We start from the raw sequence: 17,730 nt of genomic DNA, 5'->3' as shown, positions 1-17,730 counted from the left end.
AGGGTTACTTGAGTTTTCCTCCTATGGCGGCGGCCACACGATCCGCGAGGAAAGCGGATCCTTCCTTGGTGTAGTGGACGTCCTTCGGCTTGAGATACTCCGCGGCATGCGGCTGCATGGCGGTATTCAGGTCGTTGATGGTGACGTTGTTCTCCTTCATCACCCGCAGGGCGGCCTCGTTATAGGCCTTCACCTCCGCGAAGCGGCGGTCCGGCGCGAGATTCCCGCCATCCGGAACCGGCGTGGTGGTGGCGAAGATGAGCTTCGCGCCCGTCGCCTGCAGTTGCTTCACCAGCTCGCGGAGGTTCTTTTCATACTGCTCCGGCTCGGAATGGCGGATGCCCTCCGGCGGCAGCTTCGCGTCATGCAGGCCAAAGTTGAAGTGGATGACATCCCACTTTCCGGTCCCCAACCACTTGGACAGGTTCGCCAGTCCATGGCTGGTGGAGCTGCCGTTGCCGGGGATGCGGAGGATATTCGCCTTTCCCTTCAGCAACTCCCGGACACCGGGGGTGTAGCCGATGGAAATGGAGTCACCTATAATGAGCACACGTGGCAGGGCAGGATCTTCCACCACCGTGTCCGCAGCCGGGGCTTCTTTTTTCGCCTTGGCTTCCTTGGCCGGTGTTTTGGCAGGCGTTTCATCTTCCATCTCCGTCTCCTCCGACTCCTCGTCGTCACCGGGCTTCGCCTTCTTCTTCATCTCTTCGGACTTTCCGGGAGCGGCAGCATCGAGCACGGCGCCTTCCTTGAGAAGCAGCTCACGGAGCTTGGCCACATCCACATCCTGGACGGGTGTCTTACCCGCCAGCGCGAGGTGCGCGGCTTTCCCCGCCGCATGGCCGATCATCATGAACACGGGCTCCATCCGCAGCGAGCAGTAGGCGACGTGGGTCGAGGAAAGGCACACCGGCACGATGAGGTTCCCCGGCTCGATGGGGACGATGCTGGAATACGGGATGTCATACGGCTCCACGGAGCGGTGCCGCGTGCGCTCGATGATGCGCTTTCCATTCACCATGGTGAACTGCACCCCGTGGCAGTCGATGCCATAGTTCCCGGCGCAGATGCCATCCGCCTTCTGGCGGTTCTCCGTGAGGTCCTGCTCGCGCAGGATGTATTTCCCGAGCATGCGGCGTGATTCGCGGATGTAGAGCTGGAACGGGAAATGCCCTGTGTCCTGGAACTCGTCCTTCGGCAGGCCCCAGTTCATCGCGTCCTTCCGGAAGCTCTCCGGCAGAGCGGGATCATTCTGGAGGTAGTAGAGCATGCTCAGGAAGTAGTCCCGGTGCTTCGCCTCGATCTTCGCGCGCGTTTCCCAATCCCCTTCCGCATAGCCTTCATTGCCACCGACGAGGTCGTTCCAGTTCGAGTCACGCTTGTCATTCGCACCGGCCTTGCTGATGTAGAGGTCGAGGAACTTCGTGATCTTTCCACTGAGGATCTTGTCCTGGAACTTCGCCCGCCATGGCTCCGGGTCATAGTTGCCCGGCTTCGGGAACAGGACACGGTTCGCCGTGGTGCCGGTGATGGAGACCCGGTAGTTGTAGGCCTGCGTGCGGTGGTCGCCGGTGCCGATGACGGACTCCGGTCCCTTCGTCACGCCAGCCAGCGGCTCACCGAACTCCGCGCGGCCCTCACGGCCGACGCGGTAGGGCACCAACGCGCCCGCCATCACATCGCCGGTGTAGCTCGCATCGATGAAGACATCCCCCTCGAAAGTGAGCTGCTTCTTCGCCACCGGATCCTCCGCCGTCAGGGAAACGATCCTCGCTCCGTCCAGGGTCACCGAGTGGTATCGGTGACCTTTCCATACCTTGATCTTCGGCTGCTCCGCGAGCATCCGTTCGAAGATCAGCTCCGCGACATGAGGTTCATATTTCCGACCGTTCTTGCAGGCCTTGTATTGTTCGGAATCCGGGCCGTACTTCTCCTTGTAGTAGTCCACCGCCCGGGTGAGGAACTCCTCCGACAAGCCGCCGACGGTCCAGCGCTTGCCGATGTCGGTGTTGGTGAGGCCGCCGCTGACCATGCCGCCCACGCGGTTGTTCAGCTCCACCAGGGAGACCGTCCGCCCTTCACGGGCGGCGGCGATGGCAGCGGTGATGCCCGCCGGGGTTCCGGCATAGACAACGACGTCCGCTTTCACAGTCTCCTGCCCGCGGGCGGTTGCCAGCAGTCCGGCCGCGACACCGGCGAATGCCAGCACGGTCCGTTTCATTCGATCCATGGAATGTTTCATGATGGGTAGTTGATGGGGTTATGGGCCGACGCGGATCCAGCGGACGGCATCCGCGGTGACAAAGCCGGTGGCGCCCTTGTTGCTGATGGTCACGCGGGCGGGCTTGCTTTTCGTGAACCGGAATTCCCCGACAGGCGCGAACGCGAGATCGGATGCCTTCTTTTTCTGGTTGAGGATGATCTCCTTCGTCCCGTCCGCGGAGTCGATGGTGACCGGCACGTTCGGCGACCGGTTCGCGTCATGAGGATAGGCGATGGCAACGCGATACACGCCGTCCTCCGGCAGGGATGTTTCGAAAACCGCCGACTTCTCGCCCTTGCCGGCGTTCATGTCATGGTAGGGTGTGCGGAAACGGTAGCCGACCAGACCCGTCGCGGCGCGATTCCAGCGACCGGTCACCTTTGCCTCGGTGAAATAGACCTCCGGATCCGCCGCCTGATTGTCACCGATCTGGATGACGGCTGTGACAGGCAGGGACTTCAGGCCGTCCGCATCCGTGGCGCTGAGCGTGAGATGATATTTCTTCGACACGGGGAAGGTAAACGTCGCCGTGGCCTCGCGGCCGTGGACCTCACCGCTGCCGTCGAAGTTCCACTGGAACTCCTTCACCGCACCACGGGAGCGGGCGACCTTCGCCTCGAACTCGATGACCTGCCCCGGCTGGTAGGGTGGCTGGGTCTTGATCACCAGCTCCACCTTCGGACGGAAGGGAGCCCTCAGCGCGATGCCCACGTCGGACAGACGCTTCTGCAGTTCCGGCACGGGGATCTGCTGCACAGCCTTTTTGTGTTTCAGGGAAAGGTCCGCGGCTTCACCGGCTGCCTGGCCGATCATCATGAACACCGGCTCCATACGCAGGGTGCCGTAGGCAATGTGGGAGGCGCTGACCGCGCAGGTCACCAGCAGGTTCTTCGGCGCGTGCGGGGTGATGGAACGGTAGGGAATCTCATACGGATCGATCTTCTCAATGATGAAGCCTTCCTTCACCCATCCCTTGTCCGTCAGCATCCGCTGGATCTCATGGGAGTCGATGTTGTAGCTGCCGAGGCAGATGGAGTCCTCCTTGTAGCGGTCATCCATCACGTCGTTCTGGGTGAGGAAATGGCGGCCCATCATCCGTCGGCCGACGCGCACATACGGCTGCGGGCTGACGTGACCGCTCTCCACGAACTCATCCTTCGGCAGGCCCCACTTCTTCGCGCTGGCGCGGAACTCTTCCGGCAAACCAGGATCATTCTGGAGCATGTACCACAGGCTCAGCCAGTAGTCCTGGAGACGCTTCACGATGCGGCGGCGTCCCTCCGGATCCGCCTCGACGTAGCCGAGGTTCATACCGACGGCGTCCGCCTTGTTGGGGTCGAATTTCCCGTTCACCCCACCCCACAGCGGGGCATCATGGAACAGCTCCTCGAAGGTCTTGTAGCCATTGCGGTTCACCGCATCGATGAACCCGCGGTGGGCATCCGGCATGTATTCATCCGGCTTCGGGACGGGCACCAGAATGTCCGTCCGATTGGTCAAAGTGGAGCGCATGTTATAGGACTGGACCCGGTGGTCACCCATCCCGAGATACTCTTCCGGCCCCTCGGTCATGCCCGCGAGGGATTCGCCGAACTCCGCCCTGGCCTCCCGACCGACGCGGTATGGGACACCCGCCGCGGCGAGGAGATCCCCTTCATAGGTGGCGTCGATGAAGACCTTCGCCTCATGGGTGGAGGTGGAGTCTCCGGTTTTCAGAACCACGGAGGAAACGGAGCCGCCGTTGATCGATGCGGACACAAGGTCATGCTTCAGCAGCACCTTGACCCCGGCCTCATCCAGCATGGTGCGGAAAATCTCACCCGCGACCTTTGGTTCAAAGAAAGCGCCTTCCTTGCTGGTTTTCACCTGCTCTGACTCCGGACCGTAGGCTTTCTGGTAGTGCTTCAGCACGCGGTCGAAGAACTCCTTCGACACGCCGCCGATGGTGGCGCGGTCCCCGATGTCCGTCTTGGTGAGGCCGCCGGACATCATGCCGCCGACATAGTAGAGTGGCTCGACAAGCACGACGCTGCGACCCTGACGGGCTGCGGACACCGCGGCGGAAACCCCGGCAGGCGTGCCGCCATAGACGAGGAGGTCCGTCTGCGCCGGGCACATGGTGGCCAGGCCGAGGAATAGTGGTATGCGACGAATGAAGTCAGGTATCATGGTTTTGGATGGATGGCATCGAGCCAGTGAAGGAGTCCGATCTGGACGAAAGCGGTGGACTCCGGGTAGCAGTCCCAGTTCATGCGGCTGTTCCGGTCATCCGTGTCACGGACGATGTTGGGCACGCCGCCCATTTCATTGAGCAGCCGCACGTGGAAGGGATTGTCCCCGCAGAGATAGGAAAGCATGCCCTCCTGCCGGTCGCGGTAGTGCTGACCGCCGGTGAGCTGCCAGGTTTTCGCCAGCGCGTGGATCCAGAGTCCGGTGATGTAGAGGTTGATGTGGACCTCTTCTTTTCCACCGATGTAGTAGGTCATGCGGGACCCCTCACGGCGGCCGAAATGATCGCAGGGTGATTTCCGCTCGGAGGGATCATGCTTCGCGGCGAGCCAGCCGTCCGCGACGCGGATCACTGCACCTTTCCATGCCGCGGCGTGCGGATGATCCGGGAAAGCAAGCGCCCCCTCCGCCAGGGCGGCCAGCCCCATGGCGTCCTGGTCCGGATATTTCGTCCAGTGGCCGTCCTTGTTGAGCGCGGCCACCAATGCGTCCAGCGCACGGGCGGTGACATCCTTCAGCGCAACCGGCGGCGCGCCTTCCTGGAGAACCACCGGCAGATCCGGCTTCACGGATGCCGCGGCGATCATGCCGAGGGTAAGGTATCCATGCTCCCCGGCCTGCCGCCAGAAGGGCAAGCCATCCCCCACCCGCTTCGTGTAGTTCTTCGCAAGGCCGTCGTGCAGGCAGAAGCGCAAGGTCAGCGCGAGGGCCTCCGCCGCGGCGACCGCATCCGGCCCGGAGGGGCCATGCCTCACGGCCTCCCCCAGCGCCCACGCGGAGCGACCGTTGAAAACGCCGCCGTGGCGGTGGTCGGATGACTTCGGATTCACGAACCAACCGGTTCCCTCCTCCAGCCATTCACCGGTCTCGAACATGCCATAGCGGAAGGCACCGGCGGTGTAATGGAGGCCGCTTTCCTTCGCGAAGTTTTCCGTTCCGCGGTGCTGAAGGGCGATGAGGTTAGCCAGAGATTCGGAGGACATCGCCGCCCGATTGTCACCGGACGCACCATGAAGCGACTGCCGCATGCGGTGGAGGATGTAGAGATCCGCGAGGTCGTTCGTGAAGGTGTAGGGGCGGTAATTTTCCGGCTTCCGGTTCGTGGCGTCGCCATCCCACGGATGATCGTTCCCCGGGCCGAACCAACGGTTCCACTCCGCCTGCCAGAAGGCGCGTGCCACGCGGTGGTTCAGCGGCTTGCTCCAGTCCCGGTCGCGGTGGTCGAAGTCATACAGGGTCCCCAGCTCCTTGAAGCGAGCGAAGTCCGCTTCCTTCGCCAGATCGAAATCGGCGCGCCCGATCCCGGACAGCTTTGCCCCGCGGCTGCGCATGAAAAGATTCACCAGTTCCCGGTGACCGGCCCAGGTGGAGGCGGCGGCATCCTTCTTCCCCTTTGAATCGATGAAGTCGTCACTGAACGCGGAAGGCAGATCCGGTGGTCCGTCCGTCCCACGGATGATGAACACGCACTCCGCCCGCTGCGCGGACAGGTCCGGTCCAGTGGAGGCGTCCACATACAGCAGGCTGGCGGCCAGTGGCGGCGCACCGGCGAAGTCGGCGGGATAGTTGCAGGTGAACTTTCCTCCCGCCACCGGCACCACGGCCTCGGCACTGCCACCGGTGCTGAGGGTGACGCGGACATTGACCTTTGCATCCGCCGATGAAACGGAGCCGGAAATTTTCACCGCGCCATCCGCCGCATGCCGGATCGGGGTCGGGCGGATGCTGGCGCGGATGTCCACCACGGGCTGCGGCGCGGCTTCACGCGCGACGCCCATGTGGGAGGCGATGATGAAGACGCCCAGCAGCGCCGATGACCGGATGAATGACATGTTTCTCAATGGGCGGCGAGGGCTTCGAGGTAGGCCAGGAGGGCGGCCAGTTCCTTTTCGGTGAGGCTGTCTACCAGCCCCGGTGGCATCAGCGAGGTTTCCAGCGCGAGGTTCTCCGTGACATCGCCCGCACGGATGTCCTTCCGCTGCATCGCCATGTCGCGGACGACGAGCTTCTCCTTGTCCGCCGTCTCGATGAAGCCGAGATGAACTCCACCATCCTTCGTGGTGATCTGGTGCGGCTCATAGCCCTGGGCGAGTGACTTCGACGGGTTGAGGATCATTTCCGCCAGTTCGTCCTTGCGATAGACCCCGGCAGTGCCTCCGAGGTAAGGTCCGGCACGCAGCGCATCTCCCGCGCTCACCGTATGGCAGGCCATGCAGCCCTGCTGGGTGAAGAGTTGCTCACCCAGCTCCGGGTCGCCCTTCATCTTCGCCATCGTGCGTAGCACGGCCTCCTGCTTGAGCGTGCCGATGAGCGCGGACGGCTTCGCGTTCGGGTCCAGCTTGATGGCCTTGGCGGCGATCCTCGCTGCGGTGGCCACGGTCTTGTCCTGATCAGAAAGTGCGGAGAGCACCCTGTCCTTCGAGCCGCGGTCCATCGAGACGGTGATGGCGGAAAGGATTCGCACACGCCCGGCGGGCGATTTCCATGACTCTTCCACATGGCTACGCGCCTCAGCGGATCCGCCGGATACTTTCAGCAATGCCGCGTCCGCCCACGACGCGGTATCTTCATCCCCCTTCAATGCCTCCGCGATGAGCACCTTGACTTGTGCCGGCAGATCCTTCGAGGTGAAGAAAGCTTCCTTTGCCCGCTTGAAGGGGCGGCTGCGGAGCCGTTCACCGCGCGGCTTTTTCTCGAAGTCGGCGAAGACTTCCAGACTCGCTCGGCAGCCTTCCGTGCTCGTGGTGCGGGAAAGCGCGACGACCGCATCCCCGCGGACATCATCGGATGATTTCCTGTCGAGGGCGGCGCGGACCAAGATAGGAATCCCCTGCTCCGGCACGGTGGTGCCGCGTGCCAGCATGTCCACCGCGGCCGGGATGTGGCGCACGTCCTCCGTCGCCAACTTCAGGATGGAGGCGACGGCCTCGTCCAGGTGGATCTGGTGGCGGTTCAGCTCACCGATGAGGAAGGCGGCTTCGTCGCCCTTCGCAGAGAGGACTTCCTGTTTCAGCACCGCGGTGATGCGTGGTGTTTCCGCCCAGACTTCCGGCAGGAAATACGGTCCCGTGGTATCCGGTGCCAATCCCCAGCCGTTTCCTTTCCACTCCGTTTCACGGGAATGCAGGCGGCAAAGGGCGGAAAGCAGATCCCTGCGCCGGGCTGTATCCTTTTCCTTTTCCAGGAGGCCGATGACATTTCCCACGACCTCCGGCTGATGATGGCCGCGCACGACCCGCAGCGCGGCGGCATGGACGGAGGGCAGGATATCGCGGCGTGACAATGTCGCGAAGCAGGCATCGTCCGCACGCAATTCGTCGAGCACCCGAACGACGGTGTGCAGCACCACCGGATCCTTCTCAGCGAGGCGTGCGGCGATGGCCCCGGCCTGAGAAAGGTCCCCCAGACGGCCCAGGGCGCGGGCCGCTTCCAGACGGGTGCGCGGCAGTTCGTCGTCCAGCGCGGTCACCAGTGTGGACACCGGCACCTGCTTCATTTTGCCAAGATCATCTGTCAGCGCACGGATGACGAAGGGCCGGATCTCCGCATCCGCGGCCAAGGCGGCCAGCGTGGCGTGCGACTCCTCACCGAGCGCCTGCTTCAGCGTGAACACCGCCGCCACGCGCACCGCCAGCGGCTGCTTCTTGTTTCCAGCCAGCGCTGCGAGTGGCGCCGCCAGGCGGACCGCGCCCCCGCCGCGGACGAGCGCACGTTGTGCCTCGATGCGGCGACGATGGCTGTCCGAACCGAGCAGTGCCAGCAGTTCCCGCGGCTCCGCTTTCCCGAAGACCGGCAAAGGTTGCGCCTGATAGCCGCCACGCTTCACCCGGGCGATGTACCCGACGTCTTCACCTGAGTAGTTGAAGATCGCGCCGCGCCAGCTTGCCACGTAGAGGTTGCTGGAAGCATCCGCCTTCATGTCGATGGTCCGCGGCACTCCGATGAACTCCTCCTGTCCCGCCTTGAAGGTGGCACCGGATGGCGTCAGCGGATGGTGATAGACGAAGCTTTTCCCCCAGTCGCAGGTGAACAGACCGCGGTGCTTCTCCGGGATGCCCGGTTCATCGAGATAGAAGGCACCACTGCCGGAGCCGGTGATGTAGTCCGCCATCGGCTGGAGGACATCCTCCGGGAAGTTCAGGAACAGCGATGGATAGCCACGATGGTCCATGCCGGTGAAATGATGGAGAAGGACGCCCCAACTGCCGTCGTTGTTGTTGTCGCGGCCATAGACATTCAGCAGAGGATCAACCGCCACCGCATAGACATTCCGCGTGCCGCGGGAGTGGATCTCCAGACCCGTTCCATCCGGCCGCACCCGGATGACGCCGCCACCGCGCAAGGTGACTTTTTTCCCATCCGTTCCTTCCGCACCGAAGAATCCAAAATCACCGATCGATCCGTAAAGCCAGCCGTCGATGCTCATTTCCAGGCCGTCGGATGCGTGGTCACCAGAGCGGTCCTTGAATCCCCAGCCGATGTTCTTAACCAGAACCTTGTGTTCATCGGAAACACCATCGCCGTCCTTGTCGATGAAGACGCTGAGGTGCGGCGGGTGCATGACGTAGAGCCGGTCATGATCCCAGACCAGCCCCCGTGGGGTGTCGATGTCCGCGACGAAGTCCGTCGCCTCATCCGCCCGACCATCGCCATCCGTGTCCCGCAGCCGGACGATCCGGCCCTGGTGGGGCTTCCTGCCGCCCGCGCCGTTCTTGTCACAGGAAACGAAGACCGTGCCATCCGGTGCCGTCGCGATGAACGTCGGATAGTTGATCATCGGCGGTGCCGCGAAAATGGTCGCCTCATAGCCTTCGGGAACGCGTGTCTCCGCCAGCAGTTCCTTTTCTTTCTCCGGAGAGGTGGACGCCTTGGTGGCGGTGGGTGCGGACTTCACGGCAGCAGCCATCACCATGCCGGGGAATTCCCATTCGGCGACGCCGGGGCGCAGCTTGCCGGGAGTTCCGTCCGCCACACCGGTGAGCGTCACACGGAGGTAACGGGCCGCGCCCTCCAGCTTGTCCTCCACGACCTTGGTGCGGGTGTTCGCGCTGCCGTCGAAGAGTACCTTCCACTGCTTTCCGTCATCCGATCCCTCGATCTGATACTGGAAACGATGCTTTGCCGATGTCCACGTGACACGGCTCTGGGCGAGCTTCACCGGCGTTCCGAAGTCCACCTGGAGCCACTGCGGGAAATCCAGCGTCTTCGCCGCCCAATAGGTGTCCTGCTTTCCGTCGATGACATTCTCCGGTGGATTCGGCCGGGCACCTCCCTGGTGGCCGGATGCGGTGACGACGATGCCGGATTTCCCCGCCGGGGCTTCTTCCTCCGGTGCCTCATCCGCCTCGATCTCCGCCGTGGTCTTGGATGGTGGCGCGTTGGTCGCGAAGCCGGGAGTGACCTTCGTGATGTTGGGCGTGACATCCGCATCCACCCTGCCGGTGGTCCAGTTCAACGCACCCACCAGCATGCCCTGGAAGATCGGGTTGGTCCATGTCCCCGGCTTGTGGCCGAGCGAGGTGTAATAGACACGCCCCTTCCCCTGGGTCCGCGCCCATGCCGCGGGGAACGGCGGCCGGTCATACGGATTGCCCTTCTTGTTGCCGGTCATGTCCGCCGTTTGCTGGACCAGCAGCACATGGAGATCCGGTGCGAAGTTTTTCATCGCATACCATTCCTCCATGATCCTGAAGCTTCCGCCCGCCACGGCCATGCCAGGAAACTCCGGACTCGCCACGGTGAGGGTCGCCTCCTGCTGGGAGCCGTGGGTGATGAACTCCCCGCCGAGCATGCAGATGTAAGGATCACACTCGTGGTTGTTCGCGAAGCGGTCACCCTCGCTGTGGAAGGTATCCGTCGCACTGTGCGTGCCGATGAAGCCTTTCCCGGAATTGATGAAGTCGATCAGCACCCGCCTGCCATCCGCGGGCATCGGAGGCTGGCCATCGTTCCCCGGTTTCGTGAGATCCCCCGTGGTGTAGAAGAACACCGCATCGAAGGGTGCCAGGCCCTCCTTGGTGAACACCCCGCCGTCCTTGGTGCAGGTGAACTCGATGCCATGCGCCTTCCCAATCTCCGCCAGCACGTTCTCCACATGGCTCGGCTTGCCGTCCGTGTGGCGGATGACGGAGTGCTCGAAGCCGGAGGACTTCGAGAAAAACAGCACCTTCTTCACCTCCGCCGCAGTCGAGACGACGGACGGGAGCAAAACGAGGCCAGCCGTGATGGAGATGAGGATTTTCATGAAATCAGGAAATGCCTACGAGATCAGGCAACGGAGCGTGGACGCTTTCGACGCAGTCCGAACACGATCCATCCCGCGCCGAGGGTGATCATCGCCGGCTCCGGGATGGCCGTGAGGCGCAGCACCAGATCACCGCTGCCCCCTTCATTGTAGATCAGCTCCGGGGTGAACCCGCTGAAGCCGCTGAAACTCCGCGCCGCGGTGCCGGTGAGGGTTCCGCCATTGATCAGCACCAGATCCCCTCCAGTGCCCGTGTAAGCGCTGCCATCGATCACGATGGAGGATCCGTTGGCGAAGCTCACGGCGCTCGCCGCATAGTTGAGGGTGGATACCCCCGCCGCTCCCAGGGTGAAACCCAGCGTGCCATAGGGGTTCACGGAGAAAGATCTGGCAACACCCCCGTCTCCGACCACCGCCGAAGTTCCCACCACATTGAAACTTCCCACCGCCGTCGATACAGCAATGGAGCCGATGGAAACCGCACCCGTGTAGGTGCCTCCGGAAATGGTCGCCGTGCCGGAACTTGCGCCCGTGTTCCCTGCGCCGCCCACACCGACATACATGCCTCCTGCGGAGGTCAGCGTGCCACCCGTCATGGTCAGGGTGCCCACCGCATCCGGCATGCTGCCGGTTGCGCGCCGCATCACGTCCATGCTTCCGGTCAGGTTCAGCGAGCCACCCGCGTTGAAAAGCAATGTCCCGAATCCCGTGTTCTCTCCGAGAAAGACGTTGATGACGGTTCCCTGGTCCTGATCCAGCGTCACCGTCCTGCTGCCACGGATGAGCCCCGAATCCGACGTACCGGGGGGAACACCCCCGCCCGTCCAGTTGGTGGAATTCCAGTTGCCCGAAGGCGCGCTGAAAACAAGATTCGCCGCGCGGACACACGGACCGGCCATGAGCGGCAGCAGCAATGCCAGGCAACAATGGATAGGGATGGATTTCATGGGTTTTCGGAATGGGTGGGGGAGACGGTCAGAGCTTGCGGGCGGCGATGCCATACATCCAGTGAGGCCGGTCCTCCGGACCCAGCGGCGGCGCACCCAGGACGTAGTCGCCCGCCTGCGGCAGCACGCGCTTCCAGACCGCGAACGGAGCGAGATTTCCACTCCCCGGTCCTTTCCCCGTATCGATCCCACTGTCCGGCAGCGGCGCGTTCTCCAGCCCGATGCGCGCGCCCGTGTCCTGGAAGCCGTCCGTCAGCCAGGATGGCGCGGGCACCCGGCTGTCCACGATGATGTAGAGTTCCGTAGGCATCGCGGTGGTCACCGTGATCTGCAGCGTGCCGTTGCGGTCGCCCGCGGGGAAGGTCTGCACCAGATCCGCGCCCACCAGCCAGTCAGGCAGGCCCTTTTCGTCCAGGCCATTCCACTCATGGCGCTTCGCGATGAAGGCGCGCGCGTCCTCCCTCATCCCGCCGCGGAGGATGCGGTAGTAGTAGTTCGACTTGGGGTTGTGGAGGTTGTCATGCACCGCGGAAATGGTGGACACACCATCGCTCACGCCACTGGTGGACCACTCGTCATCCCCCTCCGGCCCGGAGGATATGCTGGAGATGCGGCTCACTTCCTTCGCCACGTTCACCCGCACGGCCTCCCCCTCCACCAGCCTGCTCACGGAGGAGTTCCCTTTCGCACCATCTTTGGTGGCCGTGTCGTAAAGCTCCACCTCACCCTGGAAGACCACCACATCGGTATGCCCGGACTCCGCCACATCCACGCCGAAGCGCGTGCCAAGATCCACCACCCGCGTCTGCGCCGTGTCCACGATGAAACCCTTCCCCTCCTCACCGACATCCGCGGTGACTTTCCCACGGATCACCCGCAGGTGCATGGCATTGAAAAACTGCAGCTCGGCCGGCCCCGTGACACCAACCACCACTCCGGATCCGAGACGGAAACGGAAGGATCCCTCCGGCATCTGCAGCTCGCTCACGGAAAGTTCCATCCCGGTGGTGATCCGGATGGGATTTCCATCCGCGCCCTCCCGCTGGGATGCTTCCAGCACCTCCAGTTTCACCATCGCCGGAGACTGCTGCGTTTTCCCGGTGGGCCGGGGGGCAATGAAGAACCCTAGCAGTCCCACCGCCGCGGCAGCGGCCAGCCATCTGCCCAAGCGACGTTTCGGAAATACCACCACGGCCGCCACGGGTTTTTCCTCTGGAACGACTGCCCCCGCGCTCCACTGCAGGAGGGCATGGCCGCGCATCTGCGCGACATACTCGGCACGCAGCGAGGCATCCGCGCGCATCAGCTCGCGCAGCCGGGCCATCTGATCCGGCGAGGCCGTTCCTTGTAGCACCGCCGCCAGCAACATCTCAAATTCACCGGCTGCGTTCATGACCGCACCTCCTGTCCGAGGGTGATTTCCACACACTTCATCAGCGTCCGCCGGATGCGGTAGAGACTGGCCGAAACCACATTCTCGTCCCGGCCCATCCGGGCCGCGATCTCGTTGACCGGCTCCCCTTTCGTGTAGCGGGAGTCCAGCAGTTCCCTCTGCGGGGGCGCCAGTTTTGAAAGACAACCCTCCAGCGCTTCCAGTTGCTTTTCCGCCGTCACATCCAGCGCCATGAAATCATCCGCCACCCTGTCCAGCAGGTCATCATCCAGCACCAGCCGGTCCCGCGACTGCTTCTTCCGCCACGCCATCACCTGGAAGCGCGCGAACGTATAGGCCCATGGCAGGAAAGGGCGGGCCGGATCGTAATCCGCCGCCTTGTTCCACAGGACGATGTTTGTCTCCTGCAGGATGTCCCCCGCCCCCTCCGCACCGCCCAACAGCGCCGAAATGAACGCATACAGCGCGCTCTGGCATCCCGTGAGATGCCCGACAAAGGAAGGGGTATGCCCCCGATTGGAAGAATCGACAGCCATAAGCGTCATGTAGATTTAGCCGATCCCGGAAAAATATGACGCGCAAATCTCCAACTTCTCCCGGATTCCCGGAATTTTTCAGTGGGCGGCGGAAGATGTGAGAACCCTCCCCCCTTTCCGACGTAGGGATGAGTCACCCGAAACGCCTCCTCCGGTAACCGCCCCATTCCGAATCCCCGCCAGAAATGACGAACGAAAACCCCGACGACAAAGGATGCACCACCCGCCGCGGCTTTCTGAAAAGCTCCGCCGGAGTCCTGGGCGGATTCCCTGCATTTCTCGGCGCATCTTCATCTCCACCGTCCGCCAGTGCACAGGTGGCATCCACTGCCGCCGCCCAGTCCACCAAAAGCATCATCGGCAACTACGGCACGTGGGCATCATCCCTGCGCCCCGCTGTCCCCACCCTCTCTTTCCGGCATGAAAAGTGGGACTCCCCCGATTCCTGGCGGAAGACCCCGCAGGAAAAAGCCCGCGAGTTGCTCGCCGCTCCGGAGATGGGGAAACCGGACGCGGTGGTGGAGAAGTCGTATCACTACGACGGTCTGACGGTGGAGGAACTGAGCTGGCAGTTGCCCTACGGCCGACGCACACACGCGATCCTGCTGAAACCCGAGGGTGCCAAGAAGCCACTGCCGGGCATCCTGGCGCTGCACGACCACGGAGGGAACAAATACTTCGGGACGAGGAAGATCACCAGAACATCCGCGGATCCACATCCGCTCCAGACCGAGCACCAGAAGAAATACTACAGCGGAATGGCATGGGCCAACGAGATCGCCAAACGCGGCCATGTCGTGCTGGTCCACGATACCTTCGCCTTCGGCAGCCGCAGGGTCCACTATGGGGATGTGGATGGCATCCCGTGGGGGCCGCTCAATGTGGCGGGAAAATCGGACGAGAATCCGGAGGACAGCGCCAACATTGCGGCCTACAACACCTGGGCGTCGGAGCATGAGCATGTGATGTCGAAGTCGCTTTTCTGCGCGGGCACCACCTGGCCCGGCGTGACCCTCGCGGAGGACCGGGCCGCCCTGGACGTCCTTTCGGCCAGACCGGATGTGAACCCGGACAAGATCGGCTGCGGAGGGCTTTCCGGAGGAGGATTGAGAACGGTCTATCTGACAGGACTGGATGACCGGATCAAATGCGCGGTCTGCATCGGTTTCATGTCCACATGGGATGACTTCCTGCTGCACAAGGCATACACCCATACTTGGATGATCTATGCGCCCCTGTTGCCCAATTTCCTGGAGTTCCCCGAGATCCTCGGCCTCCGGGTGCCCGTTCCCGTCATGGTTCTGAACAACAGCCAGGACCAGCTTTTCACGCCGGAAGAGATGCGGAAGGCTGACACGATCCTCCGTGAGGTCTATGGGAAAGCCGGAGCCCCCGACCGCTACCGGTCCAGCTATCACGACGGACACCACAAGTTCGATCTCCCCATGCAGGAAGAGGCTTTCGGCTGGTTCGCTGAGTGGCTGGGTTGAACATCCCCGCATCCTCTTCCCCAATCTTTGGTATAGACCAAAAAACCCGACTTAGAAGCCGGGTTGGAGATGGTGCGCGCTGCAGGGTTCGAACCTGCGACCCCATCCGTGTGAAGGATGTGCTCTACCACTGAGCTAAGCGCGCCTTGATGTTGCCGCCCGGGAAGGCGGCGGGCCGGAGGATGATGTCCCGGATGATCGCTTGGCAAGCAATTCAGTGAAATCCCCGGAGGTTTTTTTGGGAGGCTCACCGCGCTCATGGCGGAGGCTCCATGCTCCGGAGATCCCACGCCTGGGTCAGACTTCCTTCACGTCGGTGGATGGGCCGTTCTTCTGGACGGAGGCGATGCCGTTGTCGCGGGCGGCGGTGGAGGAATACATCTCGCTCTGGCCGATGACGACGCCGTTCTTGGCCTTGAGGACGAAATAGGGTTCCCCTTTCGAGGAGTCCTTGCGTTCGAAATTCGCGTCATCCGGAGAGTGCTTCTGGACGGAGGCGATGCCGTTGAGGGCGTCCGCTTTCGAGGTGTAGCCCTGGCTGCTGAGGATGATCTGGCCGTTGCCAGCCTTGAGGTTGAAGCGGAATTTTCCGGCGGCGTCGGTCTTGATTTCGTAGCTCATGGATCTTCGGAACTTGGTTCATCCGCCATTTTCCAGAAATCCGGAAAAATGCAAGATCGCATGCATTCCGCGCGGCGCATTTCATCGGATTTCCCCTCCGCTCTTGCCTCATGCCGGATGAGCGCTGAGTCTATCCGCATGCCCGCTGATGTCGTCTCCCTGCTCCAGCACCTGGTCCGCATCCCCTCGGTCAATCCGGAGAACAGCCCAGGCACCGATCTGACCGGCGAGGCGGAGATGGCGAAGTTCCTAACCGGCTGGCTGGAGGCACTGGGCGCGGAGGTCACCTTGGAGGAAATCCGTCCCGGCAGACCGAATCTCATCGCCCGGTTCGCACCGATGGATGGCCGTCCGCGGGTGCTTTTCGGTCCGCATCTGGACACCGTCGGCGTGGGTGGCATGACCATCGATCCCTTCGGCGGGGACATCCGCGATGGCCGGTTGTGGGGACGCGGCGCATCTGATACCAAGGGGCCGATGGCGGCGATGCTGTGGGCGCTGCGCCAGACGCGGGAACTCCAGAAAAGCTCGAGCATCGCGTTCGATTTCGTGGCGTTCATGGGCGAGGAATCGAACCAATGGGGATCGAAGGATTTCGCAAAAAACCACAACCAGGAATACACCTTCGCGCTGGTCGGTGAGCCGACTTCGATGGAGACCGTCCACGTCACAAAAGGCTCCCTCTGGACGACCCTGCGGGCGACGGGAAAGGCGGCGCACAGTTCCCAGCCGCAGAAGGGCGAGAACGCCGTCATGAAACTGGCGCGGGCGCTGGACACGCTGGACCACCATCTGGGTTCGAAGCTGGCCACCTTCACCCATCCTGTGCTGGGGCCGTCCACGATGAATGTGGGTGTCTTCAACGGCGGCTCCCGCCCGAACATCGTGCCGGATCTGGCGAATGCGGTCATCGACATCCGCATCACCCCTTCCCTGGCGGAAAGCGGCGGCGCGCTGAAGCTGCTGGCGGACACCATCGCGGACTTCGACCTGCCGGTGGAGATCGTGAATCCACACGAGAATCCGCCGATGGAGACACCTGCGGATCATCCGGTGATCAAGGCACTGCTCGCCGCCGGATCGAAGCTGGCGGGTGCGCCATGGTTTTCCGATGCGGCGCACCTTTCGCATGGCGGCATTCCCAGCATCTGCATCGGCCCGGGATCGATCGACCAGGCGCATACGGTGGACGAGTTCATTTCCACCGATGATCTCGAAAAGGGAGCGGCTTTCTTTGAAAAATTCATCCGCGATCTCGCAACGAACTGACGTTTCCTAACGTAGTATCGCCTGAATTTCATGTCGTCTCTCCAAGGAAAAACACTACTCGTCACCGGTGCATCCAGCGGCATCGGCCGCGCGCTCTGCGAACTGCTGGTCGCCCGCAACGCGAATGTGCTGGGCGTGACGCGCAATCCCTCCGCCCTGTCCGAAGATGTCTCCCCCATCGTGGCGGACCTGACGAAGCGGGAGGATATCTCGTCCATTTTCCACGGCTTGGGGAAGATCGACGGATTGGTGAACTGCGCGGGGGTGGCCTATCTGTCCCGGATCATCGACGGCAATCCGACGGACTGGGAGGAAATGTGGCGGGTGAACGTGATGGCGCTCTCCCAGTGCTGCCAGCTCTCGCTGAAACATTTCCCCGCCAACGGTGGCCGGATCGTGAACGTCTGTTCCATGAGCGGGCACCGCGTGCCGCCGACGGGTGGCTTCTACGCGCCCACGAAGTTCGCCGTGAAGGCGGTGACGGACGCGCTGCGCAGCGAGCTGAAATCGATCGACTCCCCCATCCAGGTGGGATCGGTTTCCCCGGGGTTCGTGGACACGCCGATGCTGGAGCAGTATTTCCGGGGCCGGGAGGAAACCCTCACCAAGACGAAGGCGGCGATGAAGATGCTCGATCCCTTTGACGTGGCCTGGACGATCCTGTGCATCCTGGAAGCGCCGCCGCACGTGGAGATCGGTGACATTCTCGTGCGTGGCAGCGGCCAGCATATGTGATGC

General features: G+C 62.9%; 11 protein-coding genes and 1 tRNA gene. 3 read left to right on the top strand and 9 right to left on the bottom strand.

The features are described from left to right. Window positions 1–4 precede the first annotated feature (4 nt). From KF712_01860 to KF712_01830, 7 genes are read right to left on the bottom strand one after another with little or no spacing between them, the layout of a single operon-like run. Complete coding sequence (locus KF712_01860; GenBank protein MBX3739709.1) at window positions 5–2,242, bottom strand: FAD-dependent oxidoreductase; 2,238 nt, start codon at window positions 2,240–2,242, stop codon at window positions 5–7. A gap of 18 nt (window positions 2,243–2,260) precedes the next feature. Then, on the bottom strand, window positions 2,261–4,432 hold the full coding sequence (locus KF712_01855; GenBank protein ID MBX3739708.1) for an FAD-dependent oxidoreductase: 2,172 nt from the start codon (window positions 4,430–4,432) through the stop codon (window positions 2,261–2,263). Beyond that, window positions 4,429–6,324: a hypothetical protein gene (locus tag KF712_01850; GenBank protein MBX3739707.1), complete on the bottom strand. Its 1,896-nt coding sequence runs from the start codon at window positions 6,322–6,324 to the stop codon at window positions 4,429–4,431. Before KF712_01850 ends, KF712_01855 begins: the two co-directional genes overlap by 4 nt. A gap of 5 nt (window positions 6,325–6,329) precedes the next feature. Continuing rightward, window positions 6,330–10,736 (bottom strand): ThuA domain-containing protein, encoded by a 4,407-nt coding sequence (locus tag KF712_01845; protein MBX3739706.1) that lies wholly within the window; start codon window positions 10,734–10,736, stop codon window positions 6,330–6,332. A gap of 23 nt (window positions 10,737–10,759) precedes the next feature. Beyond that, complete coding sequence (locus tag KF712_01840; protein ID MBX3739705.1) at window positions 10,760–11,683, bottom strand: hypothetical protein; 924 nt, start codon at window positions 11,681–11,683, stop codon at window positions 10,760–10,762. Window positions 11,684–11,711: 28 nt separating this feature from the next. Beyond that, a complete protein-coding gene (locus KF712_01835) occupies window positions 11,712–13,076 on the bottom strand; it encodes a FecR domain-containing protein (GenBank protein ID MBX3739704.1) in 1,365 nt (454 codons plus the stop codon). Continuing rightward, window positions 13,073–13,612 (bottom strand): sigma-70 family RNA polymerase sigma factor, encoded by a 540-nt coding sequence (locus KF712_01830; GenBank protein ID MBX3739703.1) that lies wholly within the window; start codon window positions 13,610–13,612, stop codon window positions 13,073–13,075. Before KF712_01830 ends, KF712_01835 begins: the two co-directional genes overlap by 4 nt. 185 nt (window positions 13,613–13,797) lie before the next feature. Between KF712_01830 and KF712_01825 the strand changes: the two genes are divergently transcribed. After that, window positions 13,798–15,102, top strand: a complete 1,305-nt coding sequence (locus KF712_01825; GenBank protein ID MBX3739702.1) for a hypothetical protein — start codon at window positions 13,798–13,800, stop codon at window positions 15,100–15,102. A 70-nt stretch (window positions 15,103–15,172) separates the two neighbouring features. Here KF712_01825 and KF712_01820 read toward each other — a convergent pair. Together KF712_01820 and KF712_01815 are read right to left on the bottom strand one after the other, a co-directional pair. Then, a tRNA-Val gene (locus KF712_01820) sits at window positions 15,173–15,247 on the bottom strand. 152 nt (window positions 15,248–15,399) lie between these two features. Next, window positions 15,400–15,723: a YegP family protein gene (locus tag KF712_01815; GenBank protein MBX3739701.1), complete on the bottom strand. Its 324-nt coding sequence runs from the start codon at window positions 15,721–15,723 to the stop codon at window positions 15,400–15,402. A 138-nt stretch (window positions 15,724–15,861) separates the two neighbouring features. On the opposite strand from KF712_01815, the gene KF712_01810 reads away from it, so the two are divergent. Both KF712_01810 and KF712_01805 read left to right on the top strand, forming a co-directional pair. Further along, window positions 15,862–16,992, top strand: coding sequence for a M20 family metallopeptidase (locus tag KF712_01810; protein MBX3739700.1), 1,131 nt, complete (start codon window positions 15,862–15,864; stop codon window positions 16,990–16,992). A 30-nt stretch (window positions 16,993–17,022) separates the two neighbouring features. Then, window positions 17,023–17,727: an SDR family NAD(P)-dependent oxidoreductase gene (locus KF712_01805; GenBank protein ID MBX3739699.1), complete on the top strand. Its 705-nt coding sequence runs from the start codon at window positions 17,023–17,025 to the stop codon at window positions 17,725–17,727. Window positions 17,728–17,730 lie beyond the last annotated feature (3 nt).

This window comes from Akkermansiaceae bacterium (genome assembly GCA_019634595.1).
In the GTDB taxonomy this organism is placed as follows: Bacteria; Verrucomicrobiota; Verrucomicrobiia; order Verrucomicrobiales; family Akkermansiaceae; genus Luteolibacter.
This window is presented reverse-complemented; position numbering and strand designations above follow the sequence as displayed.